This is a genomic window from Chitinophagales bacterium (assembly GCA_019638515.1).
In the GTDB taxonomy this organism is placed as follows: domain Bacteria; phylum Bacteroidota; class Bacteroidia; order Chitinophagales; family LD1; genus UBA7692.
The window spans coordinates 657,272-680,430 of the sequence record JAHBTS010000002.1; the positions used below are offsets into that span (position 1 = coordinate 657,272).

A 23,159-nucleotide genomic window follows, 5' to 3' on the forward strand; every position below is an offset into this window, starting at 1 on the left:
GCGCTATACATAACCGATATCAAAAATCTTATTGAACTGTCCGGCATTTAACGAAGCAGGTGCTAGGCGCATTAAAGCATTACGAAATCCAATAGCAACTGGATTCTTTAAATGTGCAATCTTGCCTATTGCCCAACTGGTATTTACAATATCATGTACCTTTTTTACGCGCAATGCCGCATACTTTTCGAAAGCATCAGCCATGCTATTTCCGGCAAGCAGCAACTTCTGAATGGTATAAGCATCTTCGATTGCTTGGCATGCACCTTGTCCTAAATTAGGAGTGGTAGCGTGTGCTGCATCGCCAATTAAACAAGCGTTTCCTCTATGCCACGCAGCATTAGGTTTTATATCCGAAATATTACTAAAAACAATCTGTGCTTTAGGCGTTTCAGCTATTAGCCTTAAAACATCGGCACTAAACGAACTAAACAATTCCTGCAAATCTACATGCTCATCTTTTACCAACTCTTCGTTTGCCACAGCATACCAATACACTTTGCTACTGCTTACTTTCACAAAGCCAAAACGCAATCCGCTGCCCCACGCTTCTATTGCTGTATGAGCATATTGGCTTGGCAAATCTACTTCACAAATTCCCCGCCAACATACTTGTGCAGCACTGCGTATCTCACTCCTTTCAAAATATTGATTTCGCACTATAGATTTTATGCCATCGGCACCTATCAACACATCACATGCAAACGTTGAATTGTCTTCAAACACAAGTGAGAATCTATCGCTTTTTTCAACCTTAGATAAGCGCTTAGATAGCTGTATATTTTCTAGGCCCACCTCTGCTGCAAGTATGCTCTGCAAATCGGCTCGGTGAATGGCCACATTATACACGCCATATTGCTGTTCAAACTTTCCAAGCTCCATACATGAAAGTGTGCTAAGCTTTTCGTTTGTAATATTCATTGAAGCTACCTTATTGCCGGCCGCTTCAATTTTAGAGTGAATACCAAGTTTCTTGAAAATTTGCATGGCATTGTTTGCCAATACAATTCCGGCACCCACAGGTTTTATGGCAACTGCACTTTCAAAAACAATCACCTGCTTTCCAATTTGTTTTAGTGCCAAAGCAGTGGTAAGTCCACCAATACCGGCACCCACAATTACTATATCTTCTTTCATACAATCATTTAAAGAAGCCCACTAAGATTGTGCCTTTTTTAACTGCGAAGCAAACAGCATTACAGCACTAAAAAACAATACAAGTGCAGCAAACAAAAGCAAACCGTTTATATGCGGCACAGGTGTGTAGGTAAACGAAGCCATTCCCTGCACGCCCAGAAGCAATTCGTTTAGCAATACGCCTGTGAAGAAACCAAAAGCAGCAACACGTGCAGTTTTGGTAGGCTGCAGATAGTTATTAAAGAAAGAATAACCAATCAAAAACAGGCTGAATACTCCCAACAAAACCAAATGCAGATATGCAATTACAATAGACCTAAAACCAAACACCAAATGGCTGAGTGAAGGAATTACCGAAACAGTTTGCAATAGAAATTTTATGCTCAATGCAATAACTGCACTATACAAGAATAAATTTACCCACACAGGTTTTGTTTCGTGCTTTAAATGTCGCAGCAGCGGATAACACTTAACTACCAATGCTACCCATGCAAACATTTGCAAAAAGGTAGTAATTACAGTAACTACATATAACCACATCGGCAACTTTAGCCAAAGCATAGAAAGCAATACAGTGGGCACCGATGTAATTGCAAATATCCAAAAGTACTTACTTACATCGGGAAAACCTTTAGGGAGCATAGATACAGCCAATGCCATACTGCCGAAAAAGAACCATCCGTTGTATTGAAAATGTAGAAAGTAATAAATAAGCCCTAAATACAAATCGGGTGTAATGCGTTGCTTACTCGACATTAAATACGCCAATGTAAACGGGCCAACCGCAGATATAATATTGAGCAATAAACCTGCAATTGCCCACAGCTTAAATGGATGCTCCTTGGCTGACAATGCTCTTGAATCGCGGATAAAATAAACCGCATATACCACTGCCAATACTATTGATAGTGTAGAAAATGTAATTGAAACAGCTTTGTATCCTTGTGCAGTGAATGCAAACAACATTCCAAATGCACAAACCAAATTGAAAATAAAAAGGTATGTATATTTTCTTTGGTTTACATTCTTTAACCTTAGTGAAAGTACCAATGCCAATGCCATATACAACATGTGGCTTACCCATCCGCTAAACGCAAAATGAGAATGTGCATGCAACAAATTTTTTTGGCTGAAAAACGGAAAATCGTAAGCAATTTTATAGCGCATTACCACTCCAAATAATGCCACTATGGATAGATTCAAAATACCCCATACAAACCATTTTCTATACTGTAATATATTGTTCATTTTTATTTAAAATTGAGCCTAAGATTAGTAATGATTACATACAATTTTGAAGATTTTTTTCTAATGCAGCGTTATCTACTTTAAGGTGTAACTTAGTCTATTCAAATGTATGCTGCATCCAAAATTTTGTTTGAAAACTTCTTACTTCTAAACATAAAAAATAGGTGTTATTTTATTTTCCCAAGCACTTCCAATAGCACAACTGCTTGGTTCATTTCGGGGTCTTTAGCTCCATAGAGCAGGGTTACATTGCTAGTTGCATCCATTGCTTTTAATCGCTTTAATTCACTGGTATGGCTTTTCAATTCTTCCCTGTATAATTTCTTAAACTCTATAAACCGCTCAGGCACATGCCCAAACCATTTTCGCAATGCTGCAGAAGGTGCAATTTCTTTGAGCCATTCATCAATAGCAGCCGCTTGTTTGCTAATGCCGCGTGGCCAAAGGCGATCTACTAAAACTCGGTAACCATCGTCTTCTTCAGGTGCTTCGTAAATACGCTTTACTTTCATACCTAATTATCTTTTTTACAAATGTAGAGGATACTCTTTCTATTTTATACGGTAAAAAAAAAGAGAGGCTGCTTTATTAGGGCAGCCTCTCGCAATGGGATTGATATTTACATACCCTAATTCGATGTAATTACTCTACAATGAATTTACCTTTCATCATTCCGTAGTGCCCAGGAAATGAGCAAAGGAAATCGTAAGTTCCTTTACCGGGTGCAGTAAACTCTATTTCGGTAGATTCCCCACCACCAATAGTTTTTGTATGTGCAATTACTTCACCTTCTTTGTCTTTAGGAATGTAATCGTTGTCTTTAGCAGCAACGGCAGCTTGTGCAAATGCCTCTAAATCTACGCCTTCATCCAATAACACAAAGTTGTGCCCCATTGCTACTACAGGAGCTTTGCCTACATGTTTTAGCGTAAGCTTTACATTCTGGCCTTCTTTTACTTTAATTTCCGTAAGGTCAAACTTCATGTTGTCGTCTCCGGTAATGGTAACTACAGCATCGCTGAGCGGAGCTGCCGGAGCTTCTGCAGCGGGAGCCTCTGCCGCAGGTGCTTCTGCTGCCGGAGTAGCTTCTGTGGTGTTTGAAGAATTGTTACAAGCCGAAAATAATAAAGCGGCAGATGCAAAAACGAACAGTGTTTTTTTCATGTTGTTGATTGTTTTGATTGTTTAAAAATTATTGAAAAAATCTTTTATACGTATCGAATGATATTTGGAGTTGGGTTACTACGGTATTGGCTTCTTCTTGCGATGTAGCAGATTTTAGCAGGCGAACCAAACGCAAGTGCGGGTAAAGCCATAAATGCAGCGCATCGTGCGCAGCTCCTTTCATGGTACAACTGTTTACAAGCAACTTATTTTGTGCCTCTATTTCGGCTGCTAATGCTTGGTAATTTCCTGTTGTAGGATTACGCTGGTAGGCTGCTACCAATTGCATACTTTTTTCTATGAATGGTTTCATTGCGGCATTTACTACCCAGCGTTCGCCATTATTAAGTTGAAGTGTTTTTTCTCCTTCAACATTTTCTACTACCGTTGCTTGCTGCTGTGCAGCATTGTTGCAAGCCACCAATAGAAGAAGTAAAACCAAGAAGATGCTAAAACGCTTTTCCATTTTCATAATTACGCACTAAATGAATCTTCTAATGCTATTGATTTTGGAAATAGAATATTGTTTTCTAAATGAATATGTAAATGCAGATCTTCTTCAAACTCCTTTAGCATTGCAAATGTTACTCTATAAGTATTACAGCCATCTGCCGGTGGCTCATAATTATTGGTGAGTGCTGCAATCTTTCGAAAGCGCTCACCCTCTGTATCGTGCTCGTGCATCATCATTCTAATTGGATTTTGCACAGTTCCAAAAGGAGCTTGTGCGGTAGTGCCTTCTTGCTTAGCCTTTACCATTTTTCTAATGTATGGAAAGAGCATCAGCTCTTCTTTCTTCATGTGCATGGTAAGTTCGCCCGCAGAGGCTTCAAATAGTTCGCCCACTTCGGCAAGTTCGGGATGGTGTTCGCCATGCACGCGAATAATCTTTTCTAAGAACGGAAGTATTTCAGGAATTTTGGTTTCTACATATCGGTGGTGCTTTTTCTCCACATAATCTGCCAATAAATCGAGTGGCCACGAAGCATAATCAGAGGCAGTTGGGCTATAAGAAACCGTTGCTTCTTCTAACTGCTGAATAAGGTTTGAAGGGTCGATTTCGCGCTGATTACAAGCCTCGCCTATGGTGCGGTTTCCATTACAGCAAAAATCAATTTTATGCTTTTTGAATACCGATGCTGTACGATAATCTTTAGCAACCAAATCGCCAATTACTGTTTCTTTTGTGATACTCATGATACGATATTTTGTTTATTAGTTTTTTTCTGCAACAATGGCTATTGCATTCATATTGCGTTGATGTTTTTGAAAAACTGAACGCATTTCTACAATACGTTTCATGGCTGCAGGATTTAATAAAACATTCATGCCTATTTTGAGTGTTCCCAGCCAACCTTCATCGTCTAAAATCCTCCTTGTTTCTAACAATAGCATTTGGTTTGTAAACACTTTTTTAACCGAAAACCCTTCTTTTTCCAATAGCTCCTTCCATTCGCTTTCGGTAAGTGGGCGGGCATTTACCTTAATTGAAAAGGCTAAATCTTTTTGAACTTCACTTTTTGAAGTTTCGTTTACATCTACCAATCCTAATTCGTGTATAGCATACAAACCTCCCCTTTTTAATATGCGGTGTGCTTCTCTAATTATTTCTGACTTGCGGTGATCGTTATGCATTGTTAGCATAGCTTCACCCCAAACTTTGTCTTTTGAATTATCGCTTAGTTTGGTGCTACTTGCATTCGCCAATACAAACTGAATATTATTACCTTTCAACTTGTGTTGCAACATATCCACAGCATCTTCATCTGCATCTATACCCACATAAGTTTTTGGCTGTTTTTTTAATGCTAAAGAAGCTGTGAAACCAAGCCCCGGAGCAAACTCTACTATATTATCTTCCGAAGAAATTTCTAATGCGGCAACTAATTTTTGGGTTAGTTCTTTTCCACCAGGGCGCAGTACTTTTTTCCCCATTCTGGCTAAAATCCAATGCCCTTGTGCTTTTGAAAAATCTTTGGTATCCATAATACATTACTGTTTAGTTATTCACTGTGTATTTCCCCATTGTGCTAAGTCGTCTTCGTTCCATAGCTGCGGGAAAAATTTCCGCTGCTGGAATTTAGGATGTAAATATTTTTTCCATTCGCTACCGCCCGTGGCTGCTTTGTTTTCGCCCTTGCTGTCTAAATAATGCTGTGCTGTTTCTAAATGCACCAATGGCCATTTTACATTATAGAGCCAATCGAATTCTTTCAATTTGGTTGTAAGCTCTGCCGATGGGTTGGTGAATTTCTGAGCCTTTTCTTCTAAGGTATTGCCTGCAACTCTATTTGCCAATGCAACAAAACTTTCTAAATATTTCTCTTCAAATAAGCGCAGCGTAAGCGATTTTTCGCCTGTTTGCCTATTGGTGCCTGCATCTTTCCAATAAATATGATTAAAATAATCTTCGGTAGCAGGCTCGGCAGGAAGGCGCTTTTTTCCTTCTTCGTTGATAAGGTTTGCCAATGGCGTGCAATAAATTTCTAGATAGCGAAACGATGCCGATTGAAAACCGCTTGCAGGTGCCAAAGTGCTTCTAAATGTATTGTAGTCATCGTAATTCATACCATATTTCATAACATCAAATGATGTAATGAGCATGGATGTGTAACGGTTGAGTCTATTCAATTTATCTATCCAAACAGCTTCACTCAAGTCTTCAAATACCAATTGTTTCAACTCGTGAATCATCATATTAAGAACCAATTCTGTTACTTGGTGATACATAACAAAAATGGTTTCGTCTTTAAAATCGGTGCGTGTTTTTTGCAGCGTAAGCAAGGTGTCTACCTGAATGTAATCCCAATATGTAATTGGCTTTGCTTGTAGTAATCCTTTGAAATAAGTTTCAGGATTTTCTCCCAATTGGCGATACTTTTGCTCAAGGTCATGGATGATTTTTCCTGTGCTCATATTAGTTGTTTGATTTAATAAGTAAAACGCCAAAAATAAACAAAGCCGCTACTTTTATTACTTCAAATCCGGCAAACAAGAAATGCAGATTCGAGGGCTGTACTACTTTATTATTTATAATTGCTTGCGCTCTTTCATCTAATGCCGGCAGCAGCCAACCTGTTTGAATTGCCAACAACAAAACCGGTATTAGAAACACAGCAAAACGTATTTGAACTACTGATGTTTTAGATAGCAGTAATATTGCCGCTATTGCTATAGTAATTACCCATTCAACTCTGTTCAAAGCTGCAAAAACCAACCTGCCAATTTCTAATCCAAGCGGAAGCGTAATGCCCGGAGCGCGGAACTTAATCCACGATTCCATAAAACTGATAGCACATACAAAACCAATCCAAAGAAAGGTAAATGCTAATACTATTGGAAGCTTTACAGTTCTCATAACAGTGGAGTGGAGGTATTGTTTTTGTAGAATTGAATTTTCGAGTTAAACATCTCTGCCATTTTACTTCCTTGCCATTTGGCTCGCTCAGCCTTTTCGCCTCTAAAATGAGCATCGGTATTTTCTACAAACAACTGTACCCATCGGTTGAAATGTTCTTTCTCTACAGGCAACTTTGCATGGGGCACAAATGGAGCTCCAAAGTAAGTATGCTCTTCGAGTAAAATAGTTTGCCAAAAGCGATACATTTTTTCTAAATGTGTATCCCATCGATCCTGTATCACATTATTAAAAATATCTTTCAACATATCATCCTCCCTTACTTTGGCATAAAAACTATTTACCAAAAGTTGCACATCCTCTAAGGTTTCAATATCCTTTAATCCACTCATTTTTACTGCTGCTCTCCTATCAACTCTTTTTCCAATAATTGTTAGCCGCAGCTATAGTTTGAAACTCAATTGCAATTACATTGGCAGAGGCAATAAGTTGTGCCGTATCGTTGGAATAATCGTCTCTCAATTTTTTCCGTATATCTGGATTAGTTTGTATGGCAGCAATTGATTTACGAGCTAGTTTTACTGCCAACTCTCTACCTTCTTGTGGTGTAGCCGTAATTAAAGACGGCAACCAAATTTCTGTACTTTCCATGATACTAATTTTATGTTATGAACCAATTTTATTTTTCCTATTACTACTCGTTCCTCTATCGCTTCAATACTGTTTTTCCCGATTTTATTCCCAATGCCAAATCGTATGCACTGGTTGTGGTAAGCATTACTTTTATTCCCTTTCTAACCTTAGCAAACTTTTCGTGCATGGGGCATGGCTGCTCATCGTTGCAACTTTCTAATCCCATACCACAGCCGTTGTAAATAGAATCGCCATCAATTGCGTAAACAATATCGCTCATTTTAGTTTGGCGCATTTGCTCAATACTCATGTCAAATCCACCGTGCGGCCCCTTGCAGGAATTCAAAATATTATGCTTGGTAAGTGCGCCTAAAACCTTTGCCGTAAAGGCTTCTGGTGAACCGGAATGCTCTGCCACATCGCCAATTTTTACCCGCTTGCCTTCCAGCGATTGGGTAGCGATATAAATAATAGCCTTAATACCGTGCTCACATGCTTTTGAAAACATTGCAGTTATTGTTTCGCTATGCAAATGTAAAAGCATTTTATATTTCGGACAATTTTATCGTAAATAAATTTCCTCAAAAATGTTAATTGCATTTTTGCTCTTTTACTAGGCAAAAACAATGCACAGTTTTGTCATGAAATTGTAAAGTTTACACACTAAGGAGCTATGCCTAGCTGTACTAGAAAAACAACAAAAATTATGGTTGAGTATGTTTGGCCTCATTCCACCAAACATCCATCTCGGCTAAGCTCAAATCGCTTAGTTTACAATTATTCTCGGCAGCCTTCTTCTCCATATATTGAAAGCGATAAACAAATTTCGAATTCGTTCTTTCCAATGCGGCTTCAGGATTTACATCAATAAAACGAGCATAATTTACCAACGAAAAAAGTACATCCCCAAACTCGCTTTCAACATCACCTTTAGAAGCATTCTTTTCAATCATCTCATTCAACTCACCAATTTCTTCCTGCACTTTCTGCCACACTTGCTGTGGTGCTTCCCAATCGAACCCGAGTTGGCGTGCCTTTTCTTGAATTCGCTGCGTTTTAGGTAAAGCAGGGAGCGATTTTGGCACGCCTTCCAATGCACTTTTGCGCCCTTCTTTCAACTTCAATTTCTCCCAGTTCTGCTTCACCTCTTCTTCATTATTCACTTTTACATCGCCATAAATATGTGGGTGGCGTGCAATTAGCTTTTCACATAAACTATCAATAACCTCTGCGATATTAAATGCTTGCTGCTCTTCACCAATTTTTGCGTAAAATACAATATGTAACAATAAATCGCCCAGCTCCTCTTTCACAGATTTTAAATCGTTTTGCGCAATAGCCTCATTCAATTCATACACTTCTTCAATGGTAAGGATGCGTAAACTTTCCATGGTTTGTTTTTTATCCCACGGACACTTTTCGCGCAATTCATTCATAATATTCAAAATCCTTTCAAATGCCTTTAGTTTTTCTTGCATCCTTTCTTTGTTTTGCCTGCAAAATAGTGTTTCCATGAAAAAAATAATTGAATGTGTTCCTAACTTTAGCGAAGGACGCAACAAAGAAATTATACAGCAAATTACCTCAGCCATAGAAAAAGTAGAAGGCGCACAACTTTTGCATGTAGATATGGGCGCTGCCACCAACCGCACCGTAGTAACCTTTGCGGGTAATGAAGATGCCGTTGTAGAAGCCGCTTTCCAAGCAGTAAAAAAAGCAAGCGAACTAATTGATATGCGCCACCACACCGGAGAACACCCGCGACAAGGCGCTACCGATGTGTGCCCATTTATTCCCATTGCCAATGCCAGCATGGAAGACTGTATTCATTGCGCGCAGCGCTTAGCAAAGCGAGTAGCAGAAGAACTACACATTCCTGTTTATCTATACGAAGAAGCTGCAACAGCACCACACCGCAAGAACTTGGCACACATACGCGCTGGCGAATACGAAGGCATTGCACAAAAAATTACATTACCCGAATGGAAGCCCGATTTTGGTGCAGCCATTTTTAATGAAAAGAGTGGCAACCTAATTACCGGAGCCAGAAAAATACTCATTGCCTACAATGTAAACATCAACACTACTTCGGTGCGCAGAGCCAACTCCATTGCGTTTGATGTACGCGAGCAAGGCAGAAAAGTAAAGAACCAACAAGGAGAAGAAATACAACAACCCGGTTGGTGCAAAGCTGTAAAAGCAATTGGTTGGTATATTGAAGAATACGGCATTGCACAAGTATCTATGAACCTTACCGATGAAGCTCAAACACCCATTCACACAGCATTTGATGCCTGCGTAAAAAGTGCATACGAGCGTGGCATGCGCGTAACCGGTTCTGAACTCGTGGGCTTAATTCCGCTGCAATCTCTTTTAAATGCCGGTCGCTACTTCTTAGAAAAACAACAGCGCAGCATAGGCGTGGGAGAAGAAGAATTGGTGCGTATTGCCATAAAAAGTTTAGGCCTAGATGAGCTATCGCCATTTATACCCGAAGAACGCATTATCGAATATGTTTTGAAAGATAAAAGCACCTCCTTGCTGGCAAACAAAACGCTAACTGCCTTTGCAAACCAAACAGCCAGCGAAAGTCCTGCTCCGGGTGGGGGCTCGGTTGCTGCTTATGCCGGAGCGCTGGGCGCCTCGTTGGGAGCAATGGTGGCTAACCTTTCTTCGCACAAAAAAGGCTGGGACGACCAATGGCAATACTTTAGCAACTGGGCAGAAAAAGGACAAGCCTTAAAAACACAACTACTAAAAGCAGTAGATGAAGACACACAAGCATTCAATGCCATTATGAATGCCTTTGCACTACCTAAAACCACCGATGCAGAAAAAAAGGTACGTGCCGCAACCATAGAAGAAGCTACCCAAAATGCAATTTTAGTTCCTTACCATGTAATGGAAATGGCAGCCGAAAGTTTTGATTTACTGATGGCAATGGCAGAGAAAGGCAACCCCAACTCCATAAGCGATGCCGGAGTAGGTGCGCTTTGTGCCAGAACAGCCGTGTATGGCGCATACCTTAACGTAAAAATAAATGCCGCTTCATTAAAGAATGAAACCTTTAAAAATGAGATACTCGCAAAAGCTGAGACCTTACTACAATCAGCACTCTTGAGAGAAACTTCTATTTTAGAAATCGTAAAAGCAAAGATGTAACGCCTATTAGGCTATATTCGCGCACCCTTTTCTCTTAAATAAGAATGTAATAGTGTTCCGACAGCTTGTAATAGCTTTGTTATCATGTATATCGTTGGTTGCAACAGCCCAAAACATAGAGGTATTTGGTAGAGTGTACGATGCCCGCACACAAGAACCAATGCCTTACGTGAGCGTGAAATTCAACAAGGTATTGCAAGGCGTTATTACCGATGATAATGGCGTGTACAGAATACGAACCAACCAATCCGTAGATACACTTATCTTTAATTTTCTGGGCTATAAAAAGGTATATAAAAAGCTGCGCCACAGCAAATACCAAGAAATAAATGTGGAAATGGAAGAAGGTGGAATTTCGCTCGAAGAAGTTACGGTAAAAGCCAAAAAGCGTAAGCGCGAAATAGATACTGCCGCACAGTATGTTTACTACAGAGTACTTGAAAACAAAAGTAAAAACAGTGCAGACAATGCAAATTCATATCGCTACCAAGAGTACACCAAGCTGCTTACATCTATGCTTAACCCACCCAAATGGTTCACACGGTTGCGCATTCTTAAACCATTCAAATTTTTATTTGAAAACATAGACTACACCGAAGACAGCAGCAAATTTGTGCCCGGCTTAATGAAAGAAAGTATGGCAGATGTATATTACCAAAAACATCCAAAAAAATATAAGCGCCTAGTTACTGCCGATGTGCTTACCGGAGTAGATAACGAATCGCTGAATGCTTCTATTGATTACCAAACATCCAATATTCAAACCTATGATGACTTGTATGTAATTGCCGGAAAATCTTTTCAATCGCCATTTTCACCCGGCTCTAATATTCTTTACCGATACTATCTTACAGATACCGTAAAGATGGAAGGTAGAACTACCTATAAACTTCACTTCGTAGCAAAGAACAAAGAAGATGTGGCGCTCAAAGGTTACGCATGGATAGATTCTGCCACATGGGCAATAAAACTTTACAAATTCCGCCCCAACGAAAAAGCCAATGTAAACTTCCTTGCCGATTACAGTATTAAACAAGAATTTTCATTCATAAAAAATCAGTGGATTCTACAATCGGAGAATCTACAAGCCGTAGGAAGCATCAATAAAAAAAGAAGTTGGTTTGCCGTATTAGCACAAAAACACTACGAGCGCAAAAACATAGAAATAGATGTTCCGCTCCCCGACTCTGTTTTTAGAATACCCGATGAAGTTGAATTTGACGACAGCGCCAAATCCTTGGCACGCCCACGTTTAGATAGTCTTCGATTTTCTCCGCTTACACCGCAAGAACGAAAAGTATATGTATTTAGCGATACTTTGCCAAAGGTGAGAGCATACAAACAATGGTACTATGCCATCAATGTGCTTTCAACCTTCATGTTTAGAATACCTAATTTTGAAGGTCCGGTAGATATTGGCAGGATATACAAATTTGTAAGCCGTAATAATGTTGAAGGCTGGAGGCTTAGAATTGGCGGCAGAACTACCAAACATCTTTCGCCATATTTTATGTTGGAAGGACATGTGGCATACGGTCTAAAAGATAAAGAATTTAAATACAACGGTACTATTAGAATTTTTCCGCCATCGAAGGTGCGCAAGTGGAATGCCCTCCAATTCATGTACCAATACGATATGGCTGTTCTTGGGCAAGAGAACCTTATTGTAACGTTCGATAACGTAATGTCGCTTCTTAGAAAGAAACCATTGCAGCGCGTAATGAAAATTAGAAATGCCAATGTGCAATGGGAAAAAGATTGGCTAAACGGACTTTCTACCATTATGGCATTCGACCAAAAAACCTACTACGATATTCCACAGGTTTTTGATTTCGCAAAAAGAGATCCGCATACCGGAAGAATAGTGCGCGTGCCCAACTATACCACCACCGAATTGTGGGTAGATCTCCGTTATGCACACAAAGAGCAATCATACATAGCGTATGGCTACCGATATTTCCAAAAGGGAACCCGCTTTCCGCAACTCAACTTTAGAATTACAGGCGGCTTTAAAGGCTTCTTAGACGGCCAATACAACTACATGAAGTTGAATGCCATGCTATACCACCGCTTAAACTGGGCTGCCGGTTATACCAAATACACTATTAAAGGTGGTTATCTTTTAGGCAAAGTTCCTTACCCATCGGCATTTGTGTTTAGTGGGGCACTCACAGGTTTTTATTACGATAAAACTACCTATAACTTAATGCGCGATTTCGAGTTTATTGCAGATAAATATGTGAGCATTTGGATAGACCATCATTTCGAAGGCTTTTTCCTCAACAAAATTCCCGGAATTAAAAAACTGCAACTGCGTGAGTTTGTAACCTTTAAAGCTCTATTGGGCAACTTTTCGCACAGTAATAATAAAGCGCTTATTGTGCCAAGCGATTTCAATACTTTATCGCTAGTACCGTACATTGAAGCGGGCTTTGGCTTCGAGAATATCTTAAAAGTAATACGAATAGATTTTGTTTGGCGTGCTACACACTTAAATCCAAGCAGAGGTAACTACTGGAAAGATTTCGGCAATAATTGGGGTATAAAATTTTGTATTTCGCCCAAGCCTTAATTGGTGTATTAAAGTGCCAATAAATCTTTCATTTCAAACACACCTTTTTTGCCAACCAACCAACGTGCAGCGGTTACAGCACCTGCCGCAAAACCTCTGCGCGAATGCGCTTGATGTGTAAACACTAGTTCATCTACATCACTCTTGTACACAACCGTATGCGTACCCGGCACATGCGGCTCGCGTTTTGCCACTATGGGTAAACAAGTAGTGCTGTTCTGTGCAGTGGTAGTGTGCAATTGCCACTGCTCTACCCTTTTCAACTCGCTTAAAATAACCTCTGCAGTTTTAATGGCAGTACCGCTGGGGGCATCTTTCTTCTCTGTATGGTGAATCTCTTCCATTTCAACCTTGTATTGCGGCTGGTGCTGCATGAGAGCAGCCATCTTCCTATTCACCTCAAAAAAAATATTTACACCAATAGAAAAATTGGGAGCATAAAAAAGTGCCGCATCGGCTGCGTGGCAAGCCTGCCGTACTTCGGGCAAATGTTGCAGCCATGCAGTAGTGCCCACTACTACCGGTACATTTGCAGCAAAACATTTTTTTATGTTCTCTACCGCAACTTCCGGCTGTGTAAACTCGATTGCCACATCGGCTTTTTGCAGATTCTCTATAGTAAGTTCATGTAAATTGCTGCTCGTAATTTTTAGTACTATTTCATCGGCTCCGGCAGTTTCGGCTATTATACGTTCAATCTCTTTTCCCATTTTTCCATAGCCAATTAGTGCAACTTTCATTTGTAATTATTCTTTTTATGGTTTATAATCTAGTGTTTAAAAATATGTGAAGTTGATAGCAATTTGTGATACAAGGCAACTTACTTTATGTATTTCTCAAATGGCTTCACAAACTTAGCTGGATTGTAAGAAAGTTCTGCCTTTAAATCATCTTCCAAATTCTTCCAGCGTATGTATGGTGGATTGCCAATTACCAAATCGAATTTCTCATCAATTACAGCGGAAACAAAACTTTCATAACGCACATTTTGAAAGCGTAGCGACAGTGTTGAGTCTATTTCATAAGCTGCCACGTTTTTGCAGCCACGTTGCTGCAACAATTCTAAAAAAACCCCTTCGCCACAAGACGGCTCTAGCACTTTCGAATATTCAGTAATAGTAGCCATATCAATCATAAAATTGGCCACAACTTTTGGAGTAAAGTATTGCCCAAATTTATTCTTACCAAGCTGCTTTATTGCTGTTGTCATTCAAAAAAACTACTGCCACAAAGTTATTCTTTTTGAGGAAACACTAATCTTCACTACAAATGAAACCCCATGCAGGTATATTGTTCAACATTGAACTACAGCTACACTTCTTAGCTTCAACTCAACCAACATTCTAGTGTTTGTAATTGCACTAAACTTTTGCTACTGAAAAAGCATCTTAGCAACCATGAATAAATTTGTTTTAGGCCTACTGTTTTTAGTATTTTGCTTTTTACACACCGCTACCGCACAAGTTGTAACTTATGAAAAAGGTGCCAACAAACGTTCAAAAGATTTATTTGAACAGGCCGACAATGCGCTGGCATTTGGAAAATACAACGAAGCTGCCGATTTGCTGAAACAAGCTACTGCAAACCAATCGGGGTTTATTGATGCCTGGTTTGTATTGGGCATCTTGCAAATGGAAAATGTAAAAGATTACGCTGCTGCAGTTGCTTCATTAGAAAAGGTAAACACACTCGACCCAAACTATAAACCCGAACTATGCTTTCAATTAGGCAGAGCATATTTTTACAACCAGCAATACGAAAAAAGTAAAGCAGCACTCACACTCTGCAAAGGCAAAACGCTTTCTATTCACGATGCCAAACAAGTAGATATGTTTTTAAAAAGTGCCGACTTTGCAGTAGTAGCCATTCAGCATCCGCGTAAATTTCAACCAAAAAATTTAGGCATTGGAGTAAACACCGGTACCGATGAACTGATGCCAACCATTACTGCCGATGAGCGGTTAATTTACTTTACCCGTTTAGACCGCAGCGGCTACATGCTCGAAGAAAATATCTATGTAAGCCACGATTCTGCCGGGCATTGGAGCACCGCACAGATGGTAGATGCTCCCATTAGTTTATATTCTTACAACGATGGTGCCACTTGCATTTCGCCTAGTGGGAAATACCTGTTTTTTACATCATGCGAGCGACCCGGAGGCTTAGGCAATTGCGATATTTGGTTTGCTTCAAAAAACGAAACCGGATTCGAAAAACCACGCAACCTTGGTGGCAAGATAAATACACCCGGCAAAGATATTCAACCCAGCATTAGTGCCGATGGCAGAACCCTTTACTTTGCCAGCAACCGCAAAGGCGGCTATGGCGGTTTAGATATTTGGTACTCAGTATTGCAAGACGATTATTCTTGGAGCGAAGCCAAAAACTTAGGACCGCTCATTAACACCGAATTTGACGAGGAGCGTCCTTTTATTCACCCCGATGACCAAACACTTTACTTTAGCAGCGATGGACATCCGGGTTTTGGAGCCAGCGATTTTTTTGTAAGTAGAAAATTGCCCAACGGAGAATGGAGTCGCCCAGAAAACTTAGGGTTTCCAATAAATGGACCTGGCGATGAAATTGGAATAGTAGTTAGTGCCGATGGCAGAACCGCCTACTTTGCCAGCGAGCGAAACGATGGAAATGGCAGAATGGATATCTATAGTTTCGATACCGATGAAAGCTTTAAACCCAACTACGTTACTTATGTAAAAGGAAAAATTTTCGACTCCGAAACAAAAGCTGCACTCAAAGCAAATGTTCAGCTATTCGACCTCGCAACAGGAAAAATATATACCACACTTTCCTCCGATAACAAAGGAGAATTTATGGTTACACTCCCATCCGGAAAAGACTTTGCAGTAGAGGTAATGAAAGAAGGATACCTATTCCATTCCCTCCACTTTTCGTTGAAAGATGTAAAGCAAGGTTCACCATTTCATGTAAACGTACCGCTGCAAAAAATAAAAGCAGGACAAACCATTGTACTCAACAATGTGTTTTACGAAAGCAACCAGTTTACACTCAAAGAAAGTTCCAAAACCGAAATGAATTTAATAGCCGAAATGCTCACCAAAAATCCAACGCTTAAAGTAGAGATTGGCGGACACACAGATAATACCGGCTTAGATGCCAACAACAAAATATTATCTGAAAAAAGAGCTAAAAGCGTGTTTGACTATTTAATACAAAAAGGCATTGCAGAAACACGTATTGCCTATAAAGGCTACGCTGCATTGAAACCAATTGCAGATAACAATACCGAAAACGGCAAGGCTCAAAACCGCAGAACAGAATTACTAATTCTTGAAATTTAAACCATCTTACAAAGAAGCACATTAGCAATAAAATCGCTTATTTACATACGCTCTTTTATCTTAGCCAGTGCTTCAAAAATTTTTTCGAAATCTTCTTCGTAAATTAAAATACTGTGGCGAATAAAATCACCATCATTCTTTTTGCTTTCGGTAATCTTAAGCAACTTATCGCCCTGCTTTGTTTCTTTCAAATCGAGAAAATAAGTGCGCTTGCCCGCAGGAACTTTTTCCGAAACAATAATTTTATCTTCAAACATAGAGCCTATTTATGGCTTCAAACATATAATTTAGTTTTTGAAAAAGTATATTAGCCTAATCATGAAAATAATGTCCCTATTTTTTGCCGTACTACTTTGGCAAACCACTACTGCACAGCAAAAAAAATTCAATGTAGTAGTACTTGGTAAAACTATTGGGCATACAACCGTTACAAAAAAAACCGATGAAAAAGGCTTTACTTCATACCACTTAGCCAATCAATCATCTATAACTGTAATGTTTCAAAACCGTTCCAGTTCCATGACTTTTGATATTAAGTATTTCGAAGGAAAACTATACTCCGCGCAATGCCGCGCAATGAACAATGGAGAATTGGCAACAACCGATATAAGCAAAGATGCGCATGGTTATTTGGTAAAAAAAGGAAACGAAACAAAACACATAACCGAAGCCGCCACCTTCTCTTCTATGGAACTATATTTTTCGGAACCTATAAACGAAAAAAGAGTATTCTCTGAGCGCATGGGCGAATTTGTAGCATTTGAGAAAACAGCACCCGGTGAATATGTAAACAAACTAAAAGACGTAACCAATATTTACCGCTACCGCAATGGCGAACTATACGAAGTAGAAATGCGGAAACCGCTTGGCAGCGCTTATCTTCGCGCCCAAAAATAAAACCATTTTACTATGCCCCACACCACTACAGAAGAACTATTTTACACCATTGCACTCACCCAAATTCCCGAAGTAGGAAACACCATTTGTAAAAACTTAATTGCTTACTGTGGCAGCGCACAAGCCGTATTTTCCACTACCAAATCTAAGCTCAAAAAAATTCCTTTGGTGGGCGAAGTACGTGCCGAAAAAATTAGCCAATCCCTTCACCAAACCGAAGTACTACAAGCTGCCGAACAAGAAGTAACATTTATTGAAAAGCATAAAATCCAACCACTACTTTATACGCACAGTTCATTTCCGCAGCGTCTTTTACACTGCAACGATGCTCCTGCACTCCTCTTCTACAAAGGCAATGCCGACTTAAATGCAACAAAAACTATTGCCATTGTAGGCACGCGTAGTCCAACTGAATATGGTAAAGAAATTACCAAAAAAATAGTGAAAGAACTTTATGCCTCAGGTATTACAATATTAAGCGGTATGGCCTATGGCATAGATGGTATTGCACATCAAACAGCATTAGAATATAAACTCCCAACCATTGGCGTATTAGCACACGGGCTAAATAGAATATATCCCGATAAGCATAAAAACCTAGCCAAACAAATGATAAACGATGGAGGACTGCTTACAGAATACACCACCTGCAGCAACTTCCATCCGGGAAATTTTCCCGAGCGAAACCGCATTGTTGCCGGCATGAGCGATGCCGTTATTGTAATAGAAAGCGATATAAAAGGCGGAGCTGTAATTACAGCCAACATTGCCAATTCCTATAACCGCGATGTATTTGCCATACCCGGAAAAGTAGGCGATAAATACTCCAAAGGCTGCAACTTTTTACTAAAAACCTACAAAGCATCCATTATAGAAAGCGGGCAAGATTTACTCCTTGCCATGAATTGGGAAATAAAAAACAATGCAGCACCGGCACCTGCAAAACAACTGCAAATGGTACTCAGCGGAAAAGAAAAAATTATTTACGATATGCTTAGCTGCGGCAGCCAAACCGTAGATACACTCTTGGCAAATGGCAACCTTTCTGCGGGCGAACTTTCGGCAGCTCTCTTAGAAATGGAAATGAATGGTATTGTAATAGGTATGCCCGGAAAAAAATACAAACTCAACAACCACTAATACACTGCTACTTTACACTTCACGTTTTTTTAAGCCCATGGTTACTTTCCAAAAGTTATATTAGCCGCCTATGAAGCGTATAGACCGTTTAGTGGTTTCGCAATTTATAGGTCCATTCTTGCTCACATTCGGCATTGCCCTATTTGTGTTGGTAATGCAGTTTTTATGGAAGTATGTAGATGATTTGGTAGGCAAAGGAATCAGTACTTGGGTATTGGCAGAGCTTCTATTTTACGCCAGTGCCAAATTAGTGCCGCTGGCACTTCCCTTAGCTGTATTGCTGGCATCTATTATGACCATGGGCAGCTTTGGAGAACATTTGGAAATTACAGCCACTAAAGCAGCCGGAATTTCGCTCCTGCGCTTTATGTTTCCTCTCTTCATTACCTCTATTGCCATTGGTTTGCTGGCACTATTTTTTTCAAATTATATTTTACCGCTTTCTAATTTAAAATTCAGCACGCTGCTATACGATATTCGGCATCTAAAACCATCTATAGCGCTTAAACCGGGTATTTTTTACAATGGCATAGAAGGCTACGCCATTCGTGCCGAAGAAAAAAGTGAAGACGGTAATAAACTATACGGCATTATAGTTTTCGACCACACCAGCGGATTAGGAAGCGACCATGTAATTACAGCAAAAGAAGGCAGCATTATTCAAGACGAAGAAAAACTGGTACTTACACTTGCATTGCAAAATGGAAAGCAATACAAAGAAATGGCACCAAAAGATAACGACTCCACTGCCTTTCAAATGTATCGTTCCTCGTTTGGCACATACGAAAAACGCTTCGATTTGAGCCAGTTTAAACTATCGCGCTCCGATGAAAACTACTTTCGCGATTTAAAACAAATGCTGTCGCTCGGGCAATTGATTCAACAAAAAGACACCGTAGAAATTGAAAAACAAAACCTGCGAAATCAACTGCGCGATTACATGCGACCTTACTTCAACTTTTACAGGTTTGGGCTAGATACACTTCCACATTCCGCCACGGTTGAAAAGCAAAACACTTTCGATGAGATTTTAAAAAAACAACCTAAAGAAGTGCGTGCCGCCATTCTTGAAAATGCCATCAATAATGCCAGAAATGCCAAAAACTACACCGACATTACCACCAAACAACTAGAATTTAAGGGACGCGACATCAATAGTATAATGATTGAAGTGTATAGAAAGTTTACACTCTCGGTAGCCTGTGTAGTACTGTTTCTAGTAGGTGCACCATTAGGCTCAATTATTAGAAAAGGTGGTTTAGGGTGGCCCTTGTTTTATGCAGTTCTCTTTTTTATTCTGTACCACGTAAGCAGTATGATTGGCGAAAAATTAAGCGAGCGCGATAAACTTTCGGTATTTACCGGCATGTGGCTGAGTACCTTTATTTTATTACCTATAGGAGCATTTCTTGCCATGAAAGCTACCGATGATTCGCGCATACTTTCAGCCGATTTTTACAAAAAATTATTGCGGTTGAAAAAATGAGAAACATCTTCCGCATTCCACTGTTTGTATGGTGCAGCTTGGTGGCAGCAATAGTAGGATTGGCATTTATTGGCAGCCACTCCAAAGGCACCGAAAATCTTTTCTTTAACCAATACCACAGTGCTGCTGCCGATACTTTTTTTTCGCTTTTTACAAGGCTGGGAGAGTTCCCTTTTATTGCTGTTTGCCTACTGGTATTTTGGAAGTTAAAAGGTACAAAATCAGCCGCAGAGGCTATTGCAGCTATCGTTATTGCCAGTCTTTCGGTTCAGTTTTTCAAACGTATTGTATTTGGCGATTACTTTCGTCCACACCTCTTTTTTGAGCAAACACAGCCACTCAGAATTATTCCCAATATTGAACCTTTGTATCATTACAGTTTTCCATCGGGGCATACCACCGCTGCATTTTGCCTGTTTGCTACACTTTCTTTTCACACACACAAAACATGGCTGAAATTGCTCTTCTTTCTATTGGCGTTGCTTACTGCAATTTCGCGTATGTATTTGCTGCAACACTTTTTAACCGATGTAGTAGCAGGTGTATTTTTAGGCACTGCTGTTGCTTGGCTAATAAATTTATATTTTGCAAAACTAAATTGGCAATCAAATAATTGAAGTCGTTATTAAAAAGTTTATTGGAGTTCCCTACCCGCTTCTTTCTAATGGTATTTGCGGGCTTGTTATTCTTTCCGTTTTTAGGAAATGTACACTTATTTGATTGGGACGAAATAAACTTTGCAGAAAGTGCTCGCGAAATGCTTGTTTCCGGCAATTGGCGCATGGTGCAAATCAACTTTGAGTTATTTCACGAAAAGCCACCATTCTTCATTTGGTTGCAAGCACTCAGCATGAAAGTTTGGGGCATAAACGAATATGCAGCGCGCTTCCCAAATGCAGTTTGCGGAGTATTTACCGTGCTTATTGTATGGGCAATTGGCAGGCGGTTATATACCGGGCGCTTAGCCACTTATTGGTCGCTATTGTTTTGCGCATCGCTGTTGCCACATTTTTATTTCAAAAGCGGCATTATAGATCCTGTATTTAATCTCTTCATTTTTTTAGGTATTTACTTTATCTACCTAATATCGTTTACCAATGAGTTTGACGATAGAAAAACCCACCGATGGAAACAACGCTGGTATATAGTTTTATCTTCTCTATTTACAGGATTGGCAGTGCTTACAAAAGGACCGGTTGCCGTATTGCTCATAATGCTTACTATACTGGTGGTGTTTGTTTGGAATAAAGGGAAAATAACGATTGGCTTTAAGCATTTATTTATGTGGGCGTTTTGGATTAGCCTTATTGTGGCAGCATGGCTAAGTCTTGAATTTAAGCGCAACGGCATGCAGTTTCTACGTCCGTTCTTTGAATACCAAATTCGCTTGCTTACCACAGGCGATGCGGGTCATAGCGGCCCTTGGTTTTACCATTTTGTAGTATTGCTTATTGGCTGCTTTCCTGCATCTGTTTTTGCGCTGGCAGGTTTTAAAAACGATAACAGCGATGGCTTTGAGCAAGATAGTTTCAGGCGCTGGATGTTTGCGCTCTTAGGTGTGGTGCTGGTAGTTTTTAGTATAGTGCAAACCAAAATCATTCACTATTCATCGTTGGCATTTTTCCCTATTACATTTTTTGGAGCATACTATTTAGAAAAAGTAATGAGCGAAAAATTCAAAATGAAAGGCTGGATTGTTTTACTCCTTTCGGTAATGGGTTTGCTACTACTCACCGCTCTAATTGTGCTTCCGGTTGTTGGCAATAAAATGTACAAAATACAACCTTTTGCTAAAGCCGATTTTGCCAGCGAGGCACTCAATGCCAAAGTATATTGGAGCAAAAGCGATTTTATTCCCGCAGTTATTTTTGGAGTATCATTTTTTACTTCAATTTTACTTTTTACCACCTCAAAACTTAAACAAGCTATTGCACTGTTGCTCTTTAGCACCACCATTTTTTCGCACCTTACAATGGTTTGGTTTATACCTAGAATTGAACGCTATTCGCAAGGAGCACTCATAGATTTTATTACAGAAAAACAAAAAGAAAATGCACGGATAGAAGCACTCGGCTTTAAAAGCTATGCACCATTGTTTTATGGACAACAACAGCCGCCTCACTCCTATCCTGCCAATGCTCCTCGCTATATCATCACCAAAATTCATAGGTTAGAAGAAGTAAAAACATGGGTAAATGCCGATGAGATTGGCAGAAAAAATGGCTTCGTTTTCTTAAAAGAAAGACGAGATTAATAGTATTTGAAATTCTCAAAAAACATTTCATATTTACGTTGCAATTCGGTAGCAAAAGCAGATACCATCTCTCCTTTATCCTTGTTTTAGCAACCTCGGAATTGTTTTTTTCAAACATTATTAAACACATTTTAAAATATGATTTACAACACTTCGCGTGAGCATTTATTTATTCGTGAATATGGAAGACACGTTCAAAGAATTATTGCCCATGCCATAGAAATTGAAGACCGTGAACAACGCAACCGCTTTGCTAATGAAATTATTGAATTGATGGGGCAATTAAACCCACATTTAAGAAACGTAGAAGATTTTAAACACAAGCTTTGGGATCATCTGTTTATTATGAGCGATTACAAATTAGATGTAGATTCCCCCTATCCAAAAAAATCGCAAGAAGAACTGGAACGCAAACCAGTTCCACTACCCTATCCAAAAAGCAAAATACGTTTTAAACACTATGGAAAACATGTAGAAACATTAGTAAAAAAGGCACAAGAAACAACCGAAATAGAAAAACGTGAAGGGCTTGCCCATACCATTGGCAACTACATGAAATTGGTTTACCAAAACTGGAATAAAGAAAGTGCCAACGATGATGTAATTAAAGATGACTTACGCCTGCTGAGCGATGGCCAGTTAAGCCTCGATAGCCAAGCAAACATAAACCTACTTTCGCGTGGAGGCTACAAACCGCAACCAGTTAGCAACAATAACAACCGCAATGGAGGCGGGAAAAACAAGAAGTTTAAAAACAAAAATAAATTTAAGAAGTAAATATCTTCCCA

At 39.6% G+C, this 23,159-nt stretch carries 25 protein-coding genes; 9 read left to right on the forward strand and 16 right to left on the reverse strand.

Annotation, left to right across the window (positions count from 1 at the left end):
* Positions 1 to 3: 3 nt before the first annotated feature.
* The 13 genes from KF872_06185 to mazG form a co-directional block, all read right to left on the reverse strand.
* Complete coding sequence (locus tag KF872_06185; protein ID MBX2903131.1) at positions 4 to 1,137, reverse strand: FAD-dependent monooxygenase; 1,134 nt, start codon at positions 1,135 to 1,137, stop codon at positions 4 to 6.
* Positions 1,138 to 1,158: 21 nt separating this feature from the next.
* Positions 1,159 to 2,376 (reverse strand): hypothetical protein, encoded by a 1,218-nt coding sequence (locus KF872_06190; GenBank protein MBX2903132.1) that lies wholly within the window; start codon positions 2,374 to 2,376, stop codon positions 1,159 to 1,161.
* A 176-nt stretch (positions 2,377 to 2,552) separates the two neighbouring features.
* Positions 2,553 to 2,897: a DUF488 domain-containing protein gene (locus KF872_06195; GenBank protein ID MBX2903133.1), complete on the reverse strand. Its 345-nt coding sequence runs from the start codon at positions 2,895 to 2,897 to the stop codon at positions 2,553 to 2,555.
* A 130-nt stretch (positions 2,898 to 3,027) separates the two neighbouring features.
* Positions 3,028 to 3,549 (reverse strand): azurin, encoded by a 522-nt coding sequence (gene azu / locus KF872_06200; GenBank protein ID MBX2903134.1) that lies wholly within the window; start codon positions 3,547 to 3,549, stop codon positions 3,028 to 3,030.
* 28 nt (positions 3,550 to 3,577) lie between these two features.
* Positions 3,578 to 4,015 carry a hypothetical protein gene (locus KF872_06205; GenBank protein ID MBX2903135.1) on the reverse strand — a complete coding sequence of 146 codons (438 nt, stop codon included), beginning with the start codon at positions 4,013 to 4,015 and terminating at the stop codon, positions 3,578 to 3,580.
* Positions 4,016 to 4,023: 8 nt separating this feature from the next.
* On the reverse strand, positions 4,024 to 4,746 hold the full coding sequence (ric, locus tag KF872_06210) for an iron-sulfur cluster repair di-iron protein (GenBank protein ID MBX2903136.1): 723 nt from the start codon (positions 4,744 to 4,746) through the stop codon (positions 4,024 to 4,026).
* A gap of 18 nt (positions 4,747 to 4,764) precedes the next feature.
* Positions 4,765 to 5,535 carry a class I SAM-dependent methyltransferase gene (locus KF872_06215; GenBank protein MBX2903137.1) on the reverse strand — a complete coding sequence of 257 codons (771 nt, stop codon included), beginning with the start codon at positions 5,533 to 5,535 and terminating at the stop codon, positions 4,765 to 4,767.
* Positions 5,536 to 5,556: 21 nt separating this feature from the next.
* Entirely contained in the window at positions 5,557 to 6,465 is a 909-nt protein-coding gene (locus KF872_06220) for a tryptophan 2,3-dioxygenase (protein ID MBX2903138.1), read from the reverse strand.
* A 1-nt stretch (position 6,466) separates the two neighbouring features.
* Positions 6,467 to 6,907: a hypothetical protein gene (locus KF872_06225; GenBank protein MBX2903139.1), complete on the reverse strand. Its 441-nt coding sequence runs from the start codon at positions 6,905 to 6,907 to the stop codon at positions 6,467 to 6,469.
* A complete protein-coding gene (locus tag KF872_06230) occupies positions 6,904 to 7,299 on the reverse strand; it encodes a group III truncated hemoglobin (GenBank protein MBX2903140.1) in 396 nt (131 codons plus the stop codon). Before KF872_06230 ends, KF872_06225 begins: the two co-directional genes overlap by 4 nt.
* A gap of 19 nt (positions 7,300 to 7,318) precedes the next feature.
* Positions 7,319 to 7,558: a hexameric tyrosine-coordinated heme protein gene (locus KF872_06235; GenBank protein ID MBX2903141.1), complete on the reverse strand. Its 240-nt coding sequence runs from the start codon at positions 7,556 to 7,558 to the stop codon at positions 7,319 to 7,321.
* A gap of 55 nt (positions 7,559 to 7,613) precedes the next feature.
* A complete protein-coding gene (locus KF872_06240; GenBank protein ID MBX2903142.1) occupies positions 7,614 to 8,048 on the reverse strand; it encodes an Rrf2 family transcriptional regulator in 435 nt (144 codons plus the stop codon).
* Between the two features lie 196 nt (positions 8,049 to 8,244).
* Positions 8,245 to 9,018, reverse strand: coding sequence for a nucleoside triphosphate pyrophosphohydrolase (gene mazG / locus KF872_06245; protein MBX2903143.1), 774 nt, complete (start codon positions 9,016 to 9,018; stop codon positions 8,245 to 8,247).
* A gap of 34 nt (positions 9,019 to 9,052) precedes the next feature.
* On the opposite strand from mazG, the gene ftcD reads away from it, so the two are divergent.
* Together ftcD and KF872_06255 are read left to right on the forward strand one after the other, a co-directional pair.
* Complete coding sequence (gene ftcD / locus KF872_06250) at positions 9,053 to 10,702, forward strand: glutamate formimidoyltransferase (protein ID MBX2903144.1); 1,650 nt, start codon at positions 9,053 to 9,055, stop codon at positions 10,700 to 10,702.
* Positions 10,703 to 10,778: 76 nt separating this feature from the next.
* On the forward strand, positions 10,779 to 13,274 hold the full coding sequence (locus tag KF872_06255; GenBank protein ID MBX2903145.1) for a carboxypeptidase-like regulatory domain-containing protein: 2,496 nt from the start codon (positions 10,779 to 10,781) through the stop codon (positions 13,272 to 13,274).
* A gap of 8 nt (positions 13,275 to 13,282) precedes the next feature.
* Here KF872_06255 and dapB read toward each other — a convergent pair whose 3' ends face one another.
* Together dapB and KF872_06265 are read right to left on the reverse strand one after the other, a co-directional pair.
* Entirely contained in the window at positions 13,283 to 14,014 is a 732-nt protein-coding gene (gene dapB / locus KF872_06260; protein MBX2903146.1) for a 4-hydroxy-tetrahydrodipicolinate reductase, read from the reverse strand.
* A gap of 80 nt (positions 14,015 to 14,094) precedes the next feature.
* Positions 14,095 to 14,484, reverse strand: a complete 390-nt coding sequence (locus KF872_06265; GenBank protein ID MBX2903147.1) for an SAM-dependent DNA methyltransferase — start codon at positions 14,482 to 14,484, stop codon at positions 14,095 to 14,097.
* 187 nt (positions 14,485 to 14,671) lie between these two features.
* Here KF872_06265 and KF872_06270 point away from each other — a divergent pair, with 187 nt between their 5' ends.
* Positions 14,672 to 16,594: a PD40 domain-containing protein gene (locus KF872_06270; protein ID MBX2903148.1), complete on the forward strand. Its 1,923-nt coding sequence runs from the start codon at positions 14,672 to 14,674 to the stop codon at positions 16,592 to 16,594.
* 41 nt (positions 16,595 to 16,635) lie between these two features.
* Here KF872_06270 and KF872_06275 read toward each other — a convergent pair whose 3' ends face one another.
* Complete coding sequence (locus tag KF872_06275) at positions 16,636 to 16,851, reverse strand: DUF3276 family protein (GenBank protein ID MBX2903149.1); 216 nt, start codon at positions 16,849 to 16,851, stop codon at positions 16,636 to 16,638.
* A 61-nt stretch (positions 16,852 to 16,912) separates the two neighbouring features.
* Between KF872_06275 and KF872_06280 the strand changes: the two genes are divergently transcribed.
* The 6 genes from KF872_06280 (at position 16,913) to KF872_06305 (ending at position 23,148) form a co-directional block, all read left to right on the forward strand.
* Entirely contained in the window at positions 16,913 to 17,491 is a 579-nt protein-coding gene (locus tag KF872_06280; GenBank protein MBX2903150.1) for a hypothetical protein, read from the forward strand.
* 12 nt (positions 17,492 to 17,503) lie between these two features.
* Positions 17,504 to 18,631, forward strand: a complete 1,128-nt coding sequence (dprA, locus tag KF872_06285; protein MBX2903151.1) for a DNA-processing protein DprA — start codon at positions 17,504 to 17,506, stop codon at positions 18,629 to 18,631.
* Between the two features lie 70 nt (positions 18,632 to 18,701).
* On the forward strand, positions 18,702 to 20,117 hold the full coding sequence (locus KF872_06290; protein ID MBX2903152.1) for an LptF/LptG family permease: 1,416 nt from the start codon (positions 18,702 to 18,704) through the stop codon (positions 20,115 to 20,117).
* Entirely contained in the window at positions 20,114 to 20,734 is a 621-nt protein-coding gene (locus KF872_06295) for a phosphatase PAP2 family protein (GenBank protein ID MBX2903153.1), read from the forward strand. The genes KF872_06290 and KF872_06295 overlap by 4 nt, the downstream gene beginning before the upstream one ends.
* Positions 20,731 to 22,371 (forward strand): glycosyltransferase family 39 protein, encoded by a 1,641-nt coding sequence (locus tag KF872_06300; GenBank protein MBX2903154.1) that lies wholly within the window; start codon positions 20,731 to 20,733, stop codon positions 22,369 to 22,371. The genes KF872_06295 and KF872_06300 overlap by 4 nt, the downstream gene beginning before the upstream one ends.
* A gap of 138 nt (positions 22,372 to 22,509) precedes the next feature.
* A complete protein-coding gene (locus KF872_06305; protein MBX2903155.1) occupies positions 22,510 to 23,148 on the forward strand; it encodes a DUF4290 domain-containing protein in 639 nt (212 codons plus the stop codon).
* Positions 23,149 to 23,159: the final 11 nt, after the last annotated feature.